Here is a 14,087-nt window from a genome sequence, read left to right on the forward strand (position 1 = left end):
CTCTTATGGTTCCCATTACTATTTTAGTCTATTACATCACCGTAGAGGAGGAGAAGTTGATGAGCAGTACAAGAGTAGCAGTGATCACAGGTGGTGCAAGCGGAATAGGGAGAGCCACAGCCTTGAAATTTGCAAGTAAAGGCGATCGGGTGGTTGTCGCTGATTTTAATGAAGCGGGCGGCGAGAAGACGGTTGAATTCATTAAGCAAGCGGGCGGCGAAGCTATTTTTGTCCGGACGGATGTGTCAAAATATGAAGAGGTCGAGGCGCTTATTGGACAAGCAGTTGCTGCTTTTGGCAGAATCGATGTGATGTTTAACAATGCGGGCATCGGGCGTAATACGCCTGTTCTGGATCAGAACCTGAATGACTATCACAGTGTAATCAATGTCAATCAGCATGGTGTTGCCTATGGCATCATTGCCGCCGGCAAAAAAATGAGAGAGCTCGGAATTAAAGGTGTGATTATCAATGCAGCCTCTGTTTTCGGTTTTCTGGCATCCCCCGGTACCTTTGCCTATCATGCTTCCAAAGGCGCTGTCATTATGATGACTAAATCAGCTGCATTAGAATTGTCCCCATATGGAATACGAGTAGTTGCGGTTGCGCCGGGTGCGGTGGATACACCTATTATTCAGGGATATAAAGATCAGGGCTTGGTCGAATCCATGAAAGCCAAGGTCATCGGAAATAAATTGACAACACCCGAACAGGTAGCCGATTCCGTCTATTTGCTTACCTTGGATGAGGCCAGTGCAATCAACGGCAGCGTTGTTATGGCTGATGAAGGCTATGCTTCGTTTAAATAAATAATGGATCTGCTAAAACTAAAATAAAAAGACTCCGCAGTAGCCAAGTGAGGCTGGTGCGGAGTCTTTGGTCTGCTTAACCTGTCATTTGAGAGCTATATCTGCTTCTACTGCGGAATTGCAATAAAATCGTCCTTAAACCGTTCGTAATCGGCAATCCGGCATTCCAGCTTCAGGCGTGTGCCCTCCTCCTCATAGCTGACCGACTGCACATCGGCATGCTCATTGAAGTAGGAGACCACGCTGCCGCGGCCGAACGGAACGAGAATTTCACACTGGATATAATCATTGAACACATGCCCGCGGATCAGCCCGATCAGCTCGGCGATTCCGCTATTTTGCTTAGCGGAAAGGGTAACGGAATTCTCAGTCACCACGGGATAAGGCAGATCTGTCAGGTCGGCTTTGTTATAAGCGATAACGACCGGGATTCCATCTGCACCCAGCGCCTTCAGGGTCTCCTCCGTTACGGTCATATGCTGGCTGACTTGCGGATCGGAAATGTCGGCTACATGAATCAGCAGGTCAGCTTCGGTCACTTCTTCGAGCGTAGAACGGAAGGCTTTGACCAGATGATGGGGTAGCTGGCTGACAAAACCGACCGTGTCGGTCAGCAGGAAGGTCTTGTGGTCCGGCAGCTCAATACTGCGTACCGAGGTCTCCAGTGTGGCGAACAGCATATCCTTGGCCAAGACCCCTTTTTCCGAACCGGGGTGGAAGGTATCTACCAGGGTATTCATCAGACTGGATTTACCGGTATTGGTATAACCGACAAGACAGACCACGGGCACCTCGTTTTTGCGCCGCTGCTTCCGCTGGATCTGCCGCCGCGCTACCTGAGTCTGCAGCTCCAGCTGCAGCGCCGTGATTCGCTCCTCAATTCTGCGCCGGTCCAGCTCAAGCTTGGTTTCCCCGGCACCGCGGTTCTTCAGTCCTGCGCCGCCGCCTTGTCTGCCGAGGGACTCACGCATCCCGGTCAGCCGGGGAAGCATATACTGCAGCTGTGCCACCTCCACCTGGAGCTGGGCTTCCTTTGTCTTGGCACGCTCGGCAAAAATATTCAGGATCAGCACGGTCCGGTCGATGACCTGGCGATCCAGCGCCGACTCCAGATTACGGATCTGGGAAGGCGACAACTCATCATTAAAGATAACCACCGGAGCATCGTGCGCCTCCATAAGGGCACTCAGTTCGGTGATTTTACCTGTCCCGATATAATGCGACGGGTTAATCCGGCTGGATTTCTGGCTCAGCTCGCCAACCACCTCCAGCTCACAGGCAGCGGCCAGATTGCGCAGCTCCTCCATGGAATATGCGAAATCCTTGTCATTCTGCAGCTGAACACCGACGATCACTGCCTTTTGCTGTACAGTTTCAGTTTCCATATATTATTACAACCTCCACGAGTAAATGTGATGAATTATTCTTCTAATCCATAAAAAAAGCACAGGCAGCCGTCTGCCTGTGCTTAACAGTATTCATAGAGGACAACAGAATAGGATGGAGGAGAGGGATTCGCTCCCAGTCTCTTCCGTCAGCATCTTCCCACAGCAAACAATGAATGTACTGAAAATGCTGCCGCCAGGCGGAACAGCAAGCTGCTCCACCCGAATGCCGCGGCGGTTCATTGATATGGTGTATGGAGATGCAAGGATTCCTAAAGGCATATGCCGGCTTCCGTTCCTGTCTGCCGGACAAAAGTTCAAGCTGCGGGTTGCCTTCAAAAATGGATAGACCTATCCTGAGTCCTCTGCACGGGGCAGAGCTTTCGCGCTATACAATTAGCTTAGCCGCGTAAAGTACGAATCCGGATATAGTCTATCACACGCAACCCTCCGTTCTAAAAAAGTTACGTTGATTTTAGCACATTTGCCGGGAACTGGCAACTTGCACCAATTCAGGAAGTGCCCGAATATGCGATCAGCATGCACGTCTGCCGTTTTATCTAGAAACTTCCAAATTCTACTGCATACCCTATAAGAACGACGTTACTAGAAGGAGGATGACCTGTGCCTTATCTAATTACCAACACATTAACGAGCAGACCTACCAGTGGGCTTGGAACCATCAGCCAGGTAGTAGTAAAAGTGGTCAACAACGGATCATCCAAAGCTGTGGTGTATATAACAGGTCTCAATAATGATGTAACCCCGGAAACGTTGTTTGCCCAGGAGTTATTTGAGGTGAATTACCGGGAGGTGGTGACCAAAACCTATAACATCACCCATATTTATTTTCAATTCAATGCAGTCTATTCCCAGGAACAGATGCAGATCCAGATTTTCCTTGTAGACAGTTCAGGTATCTTGGCGCCTGTTCCGCTGGAACAGCTGGAAGTCAGCCGGATCACCTCGGAATTCCGGGAAAATATCGCTGTGACTACATCCGACTTCGCGCTGATCAGCTTCCGCAGAAATACAGCGGTTGTGATTCCGGAGGCGGTTGCCGCTGAAATCAAACCGGACAGTCTGGACATTCTGGCCTCTACACCTGTCCGGTACAAAATCGTGGCCGGCGGCACCGTCAACGGAACCTTCGTCAGTTATCCTACACCCACTACGGCCATACCGGTCACGGAAACAGCGCTGCAAGTGAATTATACCTGCACCACGGTGACGGGCGGAAGAGTCATCACCCAGGGTATCGGCTCAGGGATAGCCGGGGCCTATCAGAATGTAGCAGTGGAGCTGGCGGATCAGCAGCTCCAATATGATCTGACGGACGAGATCATTACACTTGTAGCCAGTTCGCTTGCCGGTTCAGACAACCTGGCAGCAGTGTTCAGAATGTCCGAACAGTGGTAAGTCCAAGGCGCATCAGGCCAAGTCTGGTTAGCCGACCCATTCCCGGCGCAGCGTGAACAGATCCTTCAGCGCATCGGTGGACAGCTCGGTAATCCAGCCTTCGGAGCTTGCGATTACATCATCGCTGAGCTGCTGCTTACTCTCCAGCATTTCATCTATTTTCTCTTCCAATGTTCCCAGCGAGATGAATTTATGCACTTGCACATCCTTGGTCTGGCCCATGCGGTATGCACGGTCCGTGGCCTGATTCTCGACAGCCGGATTCCACCAGCGGTCGAAATGGAAGACATGATTGGCTGCGGTCAGGTTCAGGCCCACGCCTCCCGCCTTCAGCGAGAGGATGAATATATTCGGCTGGTCAGACTGCTGCCCCCCTGCTTCTGAGGCTTCCCCCTCTTGCGGCGCGGGTGCCTGAAACCGTTCAATCATGCGGTCGCGGGCGCTTTTGGGCGTACTCCCGTTCAGATACAGCACGGGCTCCTGCAGCTCCTGCGACAGCACAGCCTGCAGCATTTTGCCCATGCCTACATACTGGGTGAAGATCAGACAGCGCTCATTCTCCTCGCGCAGTTCCCGCACCATGGCCAGCAGCCGCTCCAGCTTCGCTGACCGCTCAATCAAGGGAGCCGTTTCGATGCGGCCCTCTGGATCTGCCTCAGGCAAGGCCTCTTTGCTCAGCAGCATCGGATGATCGCATAGCTGCTTAAGGCTGGTCAGTGCTGACAGAATAGCCCCTTTGCGCTCAATGCCTTCCAGCTTTTGCATCCGTTCCAGGAGCCCATTGACGTTCTGGTCATACAGGGCTGCCTGTTCGGCAGTGAGGTGAACATAGGTTTTCATCTCGTTTTTATCAGGAAGGTCAAGCTGAATGGCCGGATCTTTTTTCTTGCGGCGGAGCATGAACGGCTTGACCATCCGCTGCAGATCCGCTGTCCGCTTCGGATCGCGTTCCTTTTCTATAGCGTTTGCGAACCGGTCCTGGAAGGATTTTGCGCTGCCCAGGTATCCCGGTGTGATGAAGTCGTAGATCGACCACAGCTCGGAGAGCCTGTTCTCGATCGGTGTTCCCGTCAGCGCGATCCGGTGCAGCGCCGGAAAGCTGCGGACGGCTGAGGACTGCTTGGTCCCTGCATTTTTGATGTTCTGGGCCTCATCCAGGCAGACGGCAGCCCAGGTGAATTGCTTCAGCAGCTCCTGGTCGAGTGCAGCCGTGGCATAAGAGGTCAGAACCACATCGGCCTGCGAAGCGGCGCCGTAGAAGTAGCCTGCATCCAGGCGTTTGCCTCCATAATGCAGCATTACGTTCAGGGAAGGGGCGAAGCGCTGCAGCTCCTTCTGCCAGTTGCCGAGCACGGATGTCGGGCAGATAATCAGGGCGGGCCAGCCGGGCGGGTCGGTCTGCCGCAGCCGTCCGGCAGCAGGGTCCGCTTCAGCCGCTTCCTGCTGATCCTTCAGATGGAGCAGATAGGCAATCAGCTGCACGGTTTTGCCGAGGCCCATGTCATCCGCCAGAACGGCTCCGAGGCCAAAGCGGCGCAGGAAAGCCAGCCAGGCATACCCCTCCTGCTGGTAGCTTCGAAGCTCCGCGTGAAGTCCGGCAGGCACCGCGGGCTGCGGCCACTGTTCGCGCTGCCCGAGTTGGCCGATCAGCTGTACCAGATGTGCGTTCAGCTCGACCTCCAGCCGGAAGCGTGCGGCCTCCTCCTCGGCCTGTTCAGCAGCGGCCTCGGCCGCCTCCTCTTCGCTGCTGCCGAGCAGATGCAGCTGCAATACATCCTGGAAGGACAAGCCCTGCGACTTGTCCATTCCAGCCATGGCCCGCTGAATCTGGGCCAGCAGGGCCGGGTCCAGGGGAATCCACTGGCCCCTGAACTTCACGAGCCGCTCGCCGCGCGCGACCAGCTCTGCGAACTCCGCCTCGGAGAGGTCGGCGTCGCCGATGGAGATGCGCCAGTCGAAGTCGACCAGCGCATCCAGCCCAAAGAGCGACCCGCCGCCGCGGCTGCCCTCGCCGGAGTTGATCTTGGCGCGCAGGCGCGGCTTCTTCCGGCTGGCGGCCTCCCACCACGCCGGCAGCAGCACCTGCCAGCCGGCCTCCAGCAGGCGCCGGCTGTCTACCGTCAGGAACCGCCACGCGACCTCGTCGCTAAGCGGTTCTCCCAGCACATCGCGCCCGCGGCCGATGTGCTCACCGGGCAGGCTGTCCCGCAGGCGCGACAGCCACCCGGCCGCCCGCTCGTGGACGTGCTCCGTCCACGGCGCGGGCCAGCGGCCATGCGGCTCTCCGTCATCGGAGAGCCGCAGCGGCACAAGCGCGGATTCGTCGCGCTTGTCCTGGAGCAGCAGCTGCAGCCGCCAAGAGGACGAGTCCTCGTCCGGCTCCAGCAGCTGCAGCGCAGGGCGGAACGGCGCGCTGTCCGCCTTCCAGCCGATGGACATCAGCCAGCTGTCCGCGTCCATCCCGGCGGCCTGGGGCCCGCTGCGGCTGAACAGCAGCGGGAATTCGCTCCGCAGGTCGCCGGCTTCGGCTTCCGTGCGGTAATACCGCTGAAAGACCGCCGCCGAGAAGGCGGCCTGCAGCCCTTCCGCAAGAGCGCTGCGCTCCTGCAGCCCGCGCAGCGCTTCCGCAGCGGCGGGACTGCCGGCGGCCGAGCGCGCAAGCGCCTGGCCGTCCCAGTCCCAGCGCAGCTGGCCTTCGCGGAAGGCGGAGAAGCTGGGGACGTACTGCTTGTCGTCCAGCAGTGCAGCCAGAACCGGGGCTAGTTCGGTCAGCAGCGCAGCGTTGCCTTCCCAGCTCCAGCCGATATGCCGGAGCACCTGAAGTTCCGCGAAGAACGGGACCACCTGCTCGGCGGGAAGGATGACAAGCTCGACGCCGTCGGCGCTCTGGGTTGTCAATTCCGTTCCATAGAAGGAGTCCTCGTGCCAGGCGAACAATTGCTGTTTGAGCAGCAGACCGGGAACATAGTCATCCCTCTCATTAATGCCGTAGATCAGGGCATCGCCATACTGGCTCAAGGCCAGCTGAACGGAAATATTTCGCGTGTGCATACTCATGGGATCAGCTTTCCTTTCCGCAGCTCCTCCTGCAGTGCGCGCAGCCGGCTGTGCCTGGCGGTGAAGGCATCCAGGAATTCCTCCCACCGTGCCTCGCGCTTCATCTTCTTGTACAGCTTGGCGAGCCGCTTCAATAGCTTCACGGCAGCCTTATAACTGTGCCGGTTCTTCTCCAGCACGAACCGTTCCGCCGCCTGATGGTAGAACGGCAGCAGCAGCTCCGGCGCGTTCTTCTCCACCGGCTGCAGGTCGCTGACCCGGAAATCGGAAGGCTCTTTGCCGGCGGCCAGCTGATAGTCCATCCATTCCCGCCATTTGCCGGCAGCCAGCAGCTTCTCTTCGTAGATATCCTGTGAGAGCGGCAGCATCCCGGATAGAGTGTTCCACATTTGGGGCTCTGCTTCCGGCAGATGACGCACGGCGTCCTCCCAGTAAGCGGCATAGCCTTGCAGATTATAGAGGCGGCTGTTCAGCAGCGGGCCTGTAGCTTCAAGCCAGGCCGCAAGGCGGGACCAGTGCCCGGCTTCGGCGAGTGGCGGGAGGAAGCCCATCAGCTCGTCCGGATGAAGGCCGGGACGCTCCGATGCGGCAGCCAGCCGTTCCCAGGCCGCTTTATCGTCGTTTAGGTAGAAGTACATCCGGCTCTCCGCCAGCAGCAGTGCGGAGCGGTTCGCTGCGGCGCCGAGCCCGCTTGCGCGTTCCCGCAGCGCATCAAGCTCCTCCAGATACAGCTCCGAGCCGCTGGTGTTCGGGGCAATCCAGTGATTCCAGAGCCGGTCGTAGCAGAAAGAGAAATAGGGCTGCTCCCGCAGTCGGTCGCGTGATTCCGTCAGCATTTCAAGCTGGACGTAGTCCAGGGTTTCTCTAACCCGGGGCCATTCCTCCGGCTCTGAAGCCAGCGGCAGGCCCGACTTCATAAGGCGCGTAACCGCCTCTTTAAGCTCAGAGACCGCAATAGACGTGTAATATCCGAGCGAATAGCTTGAAGAAGAGAGGGTTCCTGCATGATTCGGAGGGAGGGGCTGAATCAGGCTCTCCAGAATGAACAGGTGGGCATTAAGCTGGAACAGCAGCGCAGCAGCCGGGGCCAGATCTGCTTGTACCTCCATGATGGCGGACAGCGCTCTGCCGGAATACTGCGGATTGCGCACGGACTGTGCCAGCGGTGCGGTAAGTAGTGCCATGTATTCGCGCCACTGCGCAACCGTTGCTCCTGGGATTAGCCCGGCAAGTTTCTGCGCCTGTTCCCGCCGGCTGCCGGAGACACCGGCAGCGGCGGAAGCCTCTAAGACTTCTGTCTTCTTCCGGTCAATGACGGCCTTGGCATTGGCGAGCATGTTCACAGACCGCTCCTGTGACTCGGCGACATTCATCAGCACCGCCGCCATATGCTTGCAGGGCCCCTGAACCGGGCAATCACAATGACTTTCCGTCAAGTGGTCCAGCTCGAGGCTGACGGCATAATCCTCTCTGCCCTCGACTACCGCCATAATTCTCCGCGATGAGATCATCCGGAGAGACTTTACGCGTTTTTGCTTATAATATTGAAATCCCCGCTTGAGAGTCAGATCCTCAAAATAAAAAGCCACATCCGAGATGAGCTTGTCCCATTCGGCATCGTTGATCATCAAATTAGGCTGCATTTGGGTTAATCTCCTGTACAAAAGTCTGTGTGAATCCGGTTGCTTCATACGGATATCTGTGAGCGGTACGTAGCCTCGCTGCTTCATAAGCTTGTAAAAGGATGGCGAAGCCGTTTCCGCTTGCTTCTACTATTATATCATTTATCATGTTCTTCACTCCAAACGTTTAAAATCTTAAAGAATATGATATGCTCCATATTGAATTACAGAAAAAACATGCTACTCTATGGTCTCGACTATGAGACCCGCGGAAGGATGAAGCAACGCCAATGCTGCGATTTAAGTTAAAATATTTGCTGAACAACAAACAAAACCGGCTGATCCTGATGTTGACCGTCAGTGTGTCGCTGCTGATTATACTAATCGGCCTGTTCTCCTACAGGGAATACCGGAACGCACTGGATACGGAGCTGAACACGCCGAATATCGAGTTGCTGCAGATCAATCTGGATGTCACCAACCGGGCGTTCCGGGAGTCGGACAATAAGGCGGTAGATCTGTCGTTTCATCCGGTTATACTGAAATACATTAACTCAGCCTCAGCAGAGAATGCAGGCATCGCTGCCGAGCCGCAGGATTATCTGACAACGCTCGCAACAGAGCCGGACATTCACGCGATCAGCGTCATCAAATTCAAGGATCATTCCGTGATTTCCAGCGGCTACGGCTATAAGAGCTCCTGGGATGAGGCGCCGGAGCATGCCTGGACCTCGTGGATTGAGGAGATTAAGGAGAAACCGCTGCTGATCAAGAGAAGAGTATACACCGGTACCGATCCCCAGCTCAGCCACACGGAGCTGCTGTCCTTAGCCCGTCCGATTGTCCAGGAGGGTGAAGTTACAGGAGCTGTGCTGATTGATCTGGATTACGACATGCTGTTCTCCAAAATGTACAGTCATCTGTCGAGCTATCAATTGGTGTATGACCTTGAAGGCGACCTGATCTATCCGAAGCTGAACCTGCCGTTCCCCCTTGCGGAAATGAACGAGATGCTGAAAGACATCGATGTAAGCCCGTTCGCACATGTGAAGATCGAGGGCAAGGCCTATATGGCGAACCAGACCTTCTCCAATGTGACCGGCTGGCGGCTGATTTCACTCGTTCCTATGGAGCAGCTGCTCAAAAATGTGACAACCGCACGCAATATGATGATCATGCTGTCACTGATCTCCATCGCTGTAGGCTGCTGCGCGATCTACTATTATAATTTCGCAGCCTTCCGGCCTTTGAAACGGATCAACAAGCTGCTGGCTCCGGATACAGCATCAGCTGGACATGGCAATCTGTACGACCTGGAGCCAGTAATCGGCAAGCTGGTCGGTGATTTTCAGAGCAAATCGCTCGTAGCGGAGTGGAGTCTGCCGGAGCTGCGGTCCAAATATGTGAATGATCTGATTACCCGCAGCATCGGCACGCAGGAAATACAGACAAAATGGGAGCATTATTTTGCAGATTGGCAGGAGGGGCCTTTTGAGCTGCTGCTGATATCGGTCGACCGCCATGCACAATGGGCAGCGGCATTTATGGAAGAGGACCAGATGCTGCTGAAATACGCCATGAATAACATTGTCCTGGAATACTTCGAACCCTCCTGGAGAGCAGTAACCACAGCTCCGCAGAAGGATAGTCTAGCTGTGCTGCTTCAGGCCCGGACGCCGGAAGAACGCGATCTTCAGGCGGAAGCGGTCAGACTGGTTAGCCTTCTGGAGGAAGTCCTGAAAATATCCGTATCCATCGGGATCGGCAGCACTTCTGCCGGTATTGCCCAGGTGGCCCACTCTTACAACGAATCCATGTTGGCCTTGTCCTGCCGGCTGTATGAAGGATATGGACTTGTCCACACTTACTCGGAAACAGAGAACCAATATACAGAAGGCGTTGGTCCATCCGATGATGCCTGGAGGCAGCAGGTCCTGCAGGCGCTGAAGTCATCGGATGCCGAGACGGGACTGGAGTGGGTTCGCAGAGGAGCAGCCGACACCCGCAAAAAAGGTATTCAGCCGCAAAAGGTGTTCCGTTCCATCAATGATCTGTTAGAGGAAATGATGAGTATTGCCGCAGCCGGGAGCCATCCGCTTCCTACAGAGCTTGCGGATTACACATGGCTTCAGGTGACGACCATGGATCTTACCGAGCTGGAGGACATGCTGTGCCGAATTGTTGTCCATATGGCTAATGTGCTGGGCGCACACCGGCAATCGAAGGAATATCTGCAGGTACAGAACCTGATAGCGTATATGGAGAGTCATTTGCAGGAGAATATCGGACTTCAGGACATCGCAGCCCATATCAATATGGGGGTATCTTCGGTCAGCACCCTCTTCAAGGAAGAGACCGGAACGACCGTTTATGATTACCTTACCAACCTGAGAATAGATAAAGCCTGTGAGCTTTTGCTGGACAGCGGTCTGAAAATTGCCGATATTGCCCTCCAGGTGGGCTACCAGAATGAGAACAGCTTCATCCGGGCCTTCCGTAAAATCAAATCGACGACACCCGGCAAGTTCCGGGAGAGCAACAAATATGCCAGCGAGTATGCAGATCGGCCAAAACCGCGCCATTCCGGCGTTTCTGAGGATTCAGAATAAGATAATATGATTGTGGGACACCCCCGAATACGATAAAGTTCTATTTGAGAAAACTTTCACAGCTATGATGCTTGAGAATTCGGGGGTGGGGCGATAGAGCATACGGCAGGATTTCAGGTTCCCGCCAGCAGCTCGATATCCTTTAATAAGAGAAGAGGGATGCTTTTGAAACGGGGAATGCAAATAGGAATCTGGGCGGCATCGCTGCTGGCTGTAGTAATCCTCCTTCTTATTGGAAACCGCGTTACGGACGATCGCAGCAACAAGGGAGATCAGGCTGGTTTTCCCAAAAAGCCGATCACATTAATTGTGCCGTACGCTGCAGGCGGAGGAACCGATACAACAGCAAGGGCATTAGCCAAAGCGACAGAGAAGTTTCTGGGGCAGCCGGTTATCGTTGTCAACCGCACAGGCGGCGGAGGTTCCGTCGGACTGATGGAAGGCGCGAGTGCCAAGGGGGACGGGTATACGGTGACTTTTTTGCCGGCCGAACTAACCATCCTTCCACATCTGGGGCTGTTGCCGATTACCTATGAGAAGTTCAAACCCATCGCTCAAACGAATTTTGATCCTTCCGCCATAACCGTAAGGCAAGGCGCGCCGTGGCAAACCGTAAATGAATTTCTCGACTTTGCGAAAGCGCATCCAGGTGAATTGAAAATGGGAAACGCAGGAACGGGAAGCATTTGGCATTTAGCTGCCATAACGTTAGAACGGGAAACAGGTGTGAAGTTTGCACATATTCCCTTTGAAGGTGCTGGGCCCGCCGTCTCCGCTTTAATGGACGGATTTGTGGATGCGGTGCCTGTGAGTCCCGCCGAAGTGAAAAAATATGTGGATGAAGGAAAGCTGCGGACACTGGCGATTAACGCTGATGAGCGCTCTGAAGCGCTGCCGGGCGTTCCGACTCTGGAAGAGCAGACTGGAATTCATGTGAACTTCACCAGTACATGGAGGGGACTTGCTGTACCCAAGGACACACCGGACGCCATTGCGGATATACTCGCCGGGGCATTTATCAAAGGAACCGAAGACAAGGCATTCCGCGAGTATATGAGTGTAAATGGACTGGGACTGATGGTTAAGGACGGCAAAGACTTTTCCAGGCAATTAAAAGAAAGCGACGATTTATTCGCCAAAATGATCCCGGAGCTCGGACTTAGCCGTAAGTGATGTGAAAGCGTAGTCAAGCAAATTTTCTCTCAGAGACAGCTGTCCGCAGGTTTGCGTACTGTAACGGATGGTTAGATTCGGGGGGCTGATTTGCTGCGCCTATGGAAGACAAAATAATCAATTTCTGCAAAAAATTTAAAGCCTATTAAAAGAAGGGTATGATCAATCACATGAAAATCAAACAGACGATCGACAAGATTCCCGGCGGCATGATGCTGATTCCTTTGTTCCTTGGTGCCATTATCCACACGGCTTTCCCGAATGCAGGCGAATATTTCGGAGGCTTCACCAAAGGCCTGATGACGGGTACGGTACCTATTCTGGCCGTCTGGTTCTTCTGTATGGGTGCTGCTATTGATGTTAGAGCAACCGGAACCGTAATCCGCAAATCCGGAACACTTGTATTGACCAAAATCGCGGTAGCTTGGGTGGTGGCCTTAATTGCCATTCAGTTCCTGCCTGAGGGCGGCGTTCAAACCGGATTTTTTGCCGGATTATCCGTTCTGGCGATCATTTCCGCAATGGATATGACCAATGGCGGCTTGTACGCTTCCATTATGCAGCAGTATGGCACGAAAGAAGAATCTGGCGCATTTGTACTGATGTCGCTGGAATCCGGTCCGCTTGTAACCATGCTGATCCTGGGCAGCACCGGGGTAGCCATATTCGAACCGCACGTATTTGTTGGCGCTGTGCTTCCTTTCCTGGTCGGATTCCTGCTGGGTAACCTGGATCATGATCTGCGCGCTTACTTCGGTAAAGCTACACAGACACTGATTCCGTTCTTTGGTTTCGCACTGGGCAGCTCCATTGACCTGGGTGTCATTGTAGATACAGGCCTGCTGGGCATTCTGCTGGGGATTGTTGTTATCATCATTACAGGTGTTCCGCTGATTCTGGCTGACAAGTACATTGGCCGTGGTGACGGGACTGCCGGACTTGCCGCTTCCAGTACTGCCGGAGCCGCTGTAGCCAACCCTATGCTGGTAGCCAACATGAAACCTGAATTTCTGCCAGCCGCCCAGACAGCAACCGCGCTCGTGGCAGCATCGGTTATCGTGACTTCCATCCTCGTTCCAATCATTACCGCTTACTACTCTGGTTACATGAAGAAGAAGAACCCGCCGGTTGCGGACGGCCCTGCGGATCTTCAGGCTTCAAAAGCAGCCATATAATATATTCTTATAACAACGAAAATTATACAGTTTATAGAAGAGTGTCCTCATACATTTAGCCCCTCAAACTACGCCGTTATGGCGGAAGTTGGAGGGGCTTTTTTTGAATAACCGATGAAATTAGTTGATCAGCTTGTTGAACGCGGCGTTGTCAAACCGGTCGCCTTGCACCAGCCATTGCCCATCCACATTAAACATAGTCAATATGCCCTCCATAGGCACCCGCTTGTTTTCCTTACCCTTCTGATTGAGCAGTACCAGGTCTACGTTGTACTTCAGTTCGACGATATCTTTTTTCGTTCCATCCGTTAGGGTGAACTTCAGATTTTCCGGCTTCACAGACATCTGCTGCTTCTGGACCACCTGCAAGGGCAGGGCCGTGTAACGGGTGCTGACTGCTTTTTGATAAAAATCTTCTGTCAGATAGGATCTCATCGCATCGTTTCTCTGCTCAATGCTCTCCTCAGACAGGACATCTGCGTAATCCTTGACGGTGTACTCGGAATTCTTATACTCTGTGGCGGCTTGAACGGCTGCCGTTTCGGCTGTGCTGTCCTGCGGAGAAGTACTGCTCTCAGGTGCAGGAGCTGCACTCTCAGCAGGAGGCGAAGTGCTCTCAGAAGAGGGTGCTGCAATTTCAGAGGCCGTAGGGCTGGGTTCAGGTGCATTGCTTGAGGCGGATGAGCTGCAGCCTGTAAATAACGCAAGGGAAAGAAAAAGTGTGATTAATAGCCATAAGTGCTTTTGCATAGTGATCCTCCTGAATGTTCGCTAATGGAAATATTTATAATATTACCATATTATGTTCTTCCTGACCGTAGTTGGTTCGATGAATAAC

The 14,087-nt window shown here is 54.2% G+C and carries 11 protein-coding genes; 6 read left to right on the top strand and 5 right to left on the bottom strand.

Going from position 1 to position 14,087, the window contains the following annotated elements:
- Window positions 1-59 precede the first annotated feature (59 nt).
- Window positions 60-809 carry an SDR family NAD(P)-dependent oxidoreductase gene (locus A3848_RS30800; RefSeq protein WP_074088831.1) on the top strand — a complete coding sequence of 250 codons (750 nt, stop codon included), beginning with the start codon at window positions 60-62 and terminating at the stop codon, window positions 807-809.
- Between the two features lie 107 nt (window positions 810-916).
- On the opposite strand, the gene hflX is transcribed toward A3848_RS30800, so the two are convergent.
- Window positions 917-2,194, bottom strand: a complete 1,278-nt coding sequence (gene hflX / locus A3848_RS30805) for a GTPase HflX (RefSeq protein WP_074088832.1) — start codon at window positions 2,192-2,194, stop codon at window positions 917-919.
- Window positions 2,195-2,366: 172 nt separating this feature from the next.
- Here hflX and A3848_RS30810 point away from each other — a divergent pair, with 172 nt between their 5' ends.
- The gene (locus A3848_RS30810) at window positions 2,367-2,543 is read left to right on the top strand and encodes a hypothetical protein (RefSeq protein WP_167374722.1); all 177 of its coding nucleotides are present in this window, start codon (window positions 2,367-2,369) and stop codon (window positions 2,541-2,543) included.
- A gap of 275 nt (window positions 2,544-2,818) precedes the next feature.
- Window positions 2,819-3,613 (top strand): hypothetical protein, encoded by a 795-nt coding sequence (locus A3848_RS30815; protein WP_074088834.1) that lies wholly within the window; start codon window positions 2,819-2,821, stop codon window positions 3,611-3,613.
- Window positions 3,614-3,640: 27 nt separating this feature from the next.
- On the opposite strand, the gene A3848_RS30820 is transcribed toward A3848_RS30815, so the two are convergent.
- From A3848_RS30820 to A3848_RS32585, 3 genes are read right to left on the bottom strand one after another with little or no spacing between them, the layout of a single operon-like run.
- Window positions 3,641-6,670, bottom strand: coding sequence for a DEAD/DEAH box helicase (locus A3848_RS30820; RefSeq protein WP_074088835.1), 3,030 nt, complete (start codon window positions 6,668-6,670; stop codon window positions 3,641-3,643).
- The gene (locus tag A3848_RS30825) at window positions 6,667-8,313 is read right to left on the bottom strand and encodes an SWIM zinc finger family protein (RefSeq protein WP_074088836.1); all 1,647 of its coding nucleotides are present in this window, start codon (window positions 8,311-8,313) and stop codon (window positions 6,667-6,669) included. The genes A3848_RS30820 and A3848_RS30825 overlap by 4 nt, the downstream gene beginning before the upstream one ends.
- Complete coding sequence (locus A3848_RS32585) at window positions 8,303-8,461, bottom strand: hypothetical protein (RefSeq protein WP_178382118.1); 159 nt, start codon at window positions 8,459-8,461, stop codon at window positions 8,303-8,305. Before A3848_RS32585 ends, A3848_RS30825 begins: the two co-directional genes overlap by 11 nt.
- 121 nt (window positions 8,462-8,582) lie before the next feature.
- Between A3848_RS32585 and A3848_RS30830 the strand changes: the two genes are divergently transcribed.
- The 3 genes from A3848_RS30830 (at window position 8,583) to kdgT (ending at window position 13,249) form a co-directional block, all read left to right on the top strand.
- Complete coding sequence (locus A3848_RS30830) at window positions 8,583-10,901, top strand: helix-turn-helix domain-containing protein (protein WP_074088837.1); 2,319 nt, start codon at window positions 8,583-8,585, stop codon at window positions 10,899-10,901.
- 159 nt (window positions 10,902-11,060) lie between these two features.
- Window positions 11,061-12,074, top strand: coding sequence for a tripartite tricarboxylate transporter substrate binding protein (locus tag A3848_RS30835; protein WP_074088838.1), 1,014 nt, complete (start codon window positions 11,061-11,063; stop codon window positions 12,072-12,074).
- 170 nt (window positions 12,075-12,244) lie between these two features.
- Window positions 12,245-13,249, top strand: coding sequence for a 2-keto-3-deoxygluconate transporter (gene kdgT / locus A3848_RS30840; protein WP_074088891.1), 1,005 nt, complete (start codon window positions 12,245-12,247; stop codon window positions 13,247-13,249).
- Window positions 13,250-13,369: 120 nt separating this feature from the next.
- Here kdgT and A3848_RS30845 read toward each other — a convergent pair whose 3' ends face one another.
- Window positions 13,370-13,999: a hypothetical protein gene (locus tag A3848_RS30845; protein WP_074088839.1), complete on the bottom strand. Its 630-nt coding sequence runs from the start codon at window positions 13,997-13,999 to the stop codon at window positions 13,370-13,372.
- Between the last annotated feature and the right edge of the window lie 88 nt (window positions 14,000-14,087).

Source organism: Paenibacillus sp. P32E, from assembly GCF_001909085.1.
GTDB lineage: Bacteria > Bacillota > Bacilli > Paenibacillales > Paenibacillaceae > Paenibacillus_AQ > Paenibacillus_AQ helianthi.

Coding starts and splice junctions, on each gene's coding strand:
- A3848_RS30800 (WP_074088831.1), top strand. CDS start 60: ATGAGCAGTACAAGAGTAGCAGTGATCACAGGTGGTGCAAGCGGAATA.
- hflX (WP_074088832.1), bottom strand. CDS start 2,194: ATGGAAACTGAAACTGTACAGCAAAAGGCAGTGATCGTCGGTGTTCAG.
- A3848_RS30810 (WP_167374722.1), top strand. CDS start 2,367: ATGAATGTACTGAAAATGCTGCCGCCAGGCGGAACAGCAAGCTGCTCC.
- A3848_RS30820 (WP_074088835.1), bottom strand. CDS start 6,670: ATGAGTATGCACACGCGAAATATTTCCGTTCAGCTGGCCTTGAGCCAG.
- A3848_RS30825 (WP_074088836.1), bottom strand. CDS start 8,313: ATGCAGCCTAATTTGATGATCAACGATGCCGAATGGGACAAGCTCATC.
- A3848_RS32585 (WP_178382118.1), bottom strand. CDS start 8,461: ATGATAAATGATATAATAGTAGAAGCAAGCGGAAACGGCTTCGCCATC.
- A3848_RS30830 (WP_074088837.1), top strand. CDS start 8,583: ATGCTGCGATTTAAGTTAAAATATTTGCTGAACAACAAACAAAACCGG.
- A3848_RS30835 (WP_074088838.1), top strand. CDS start 11,061: ATGCTTTTGAAACGGGGAATGCAAATAGGAATCTGGGCGGCATCGCTG.
- kdgT (WP_074088891.1), top strand. CDS start 12,245: ATGAAAATCAAACAGACGATCGACAAGATTCCCGGCGGCATGATGCTG.
- A3848_RS30845 (WP_074088839.1), bottom strand. CDS start 13,999: ATGCAAAAGCACTTATGGCTATTAATCACACTTTTTCTTTCCCTTGCG.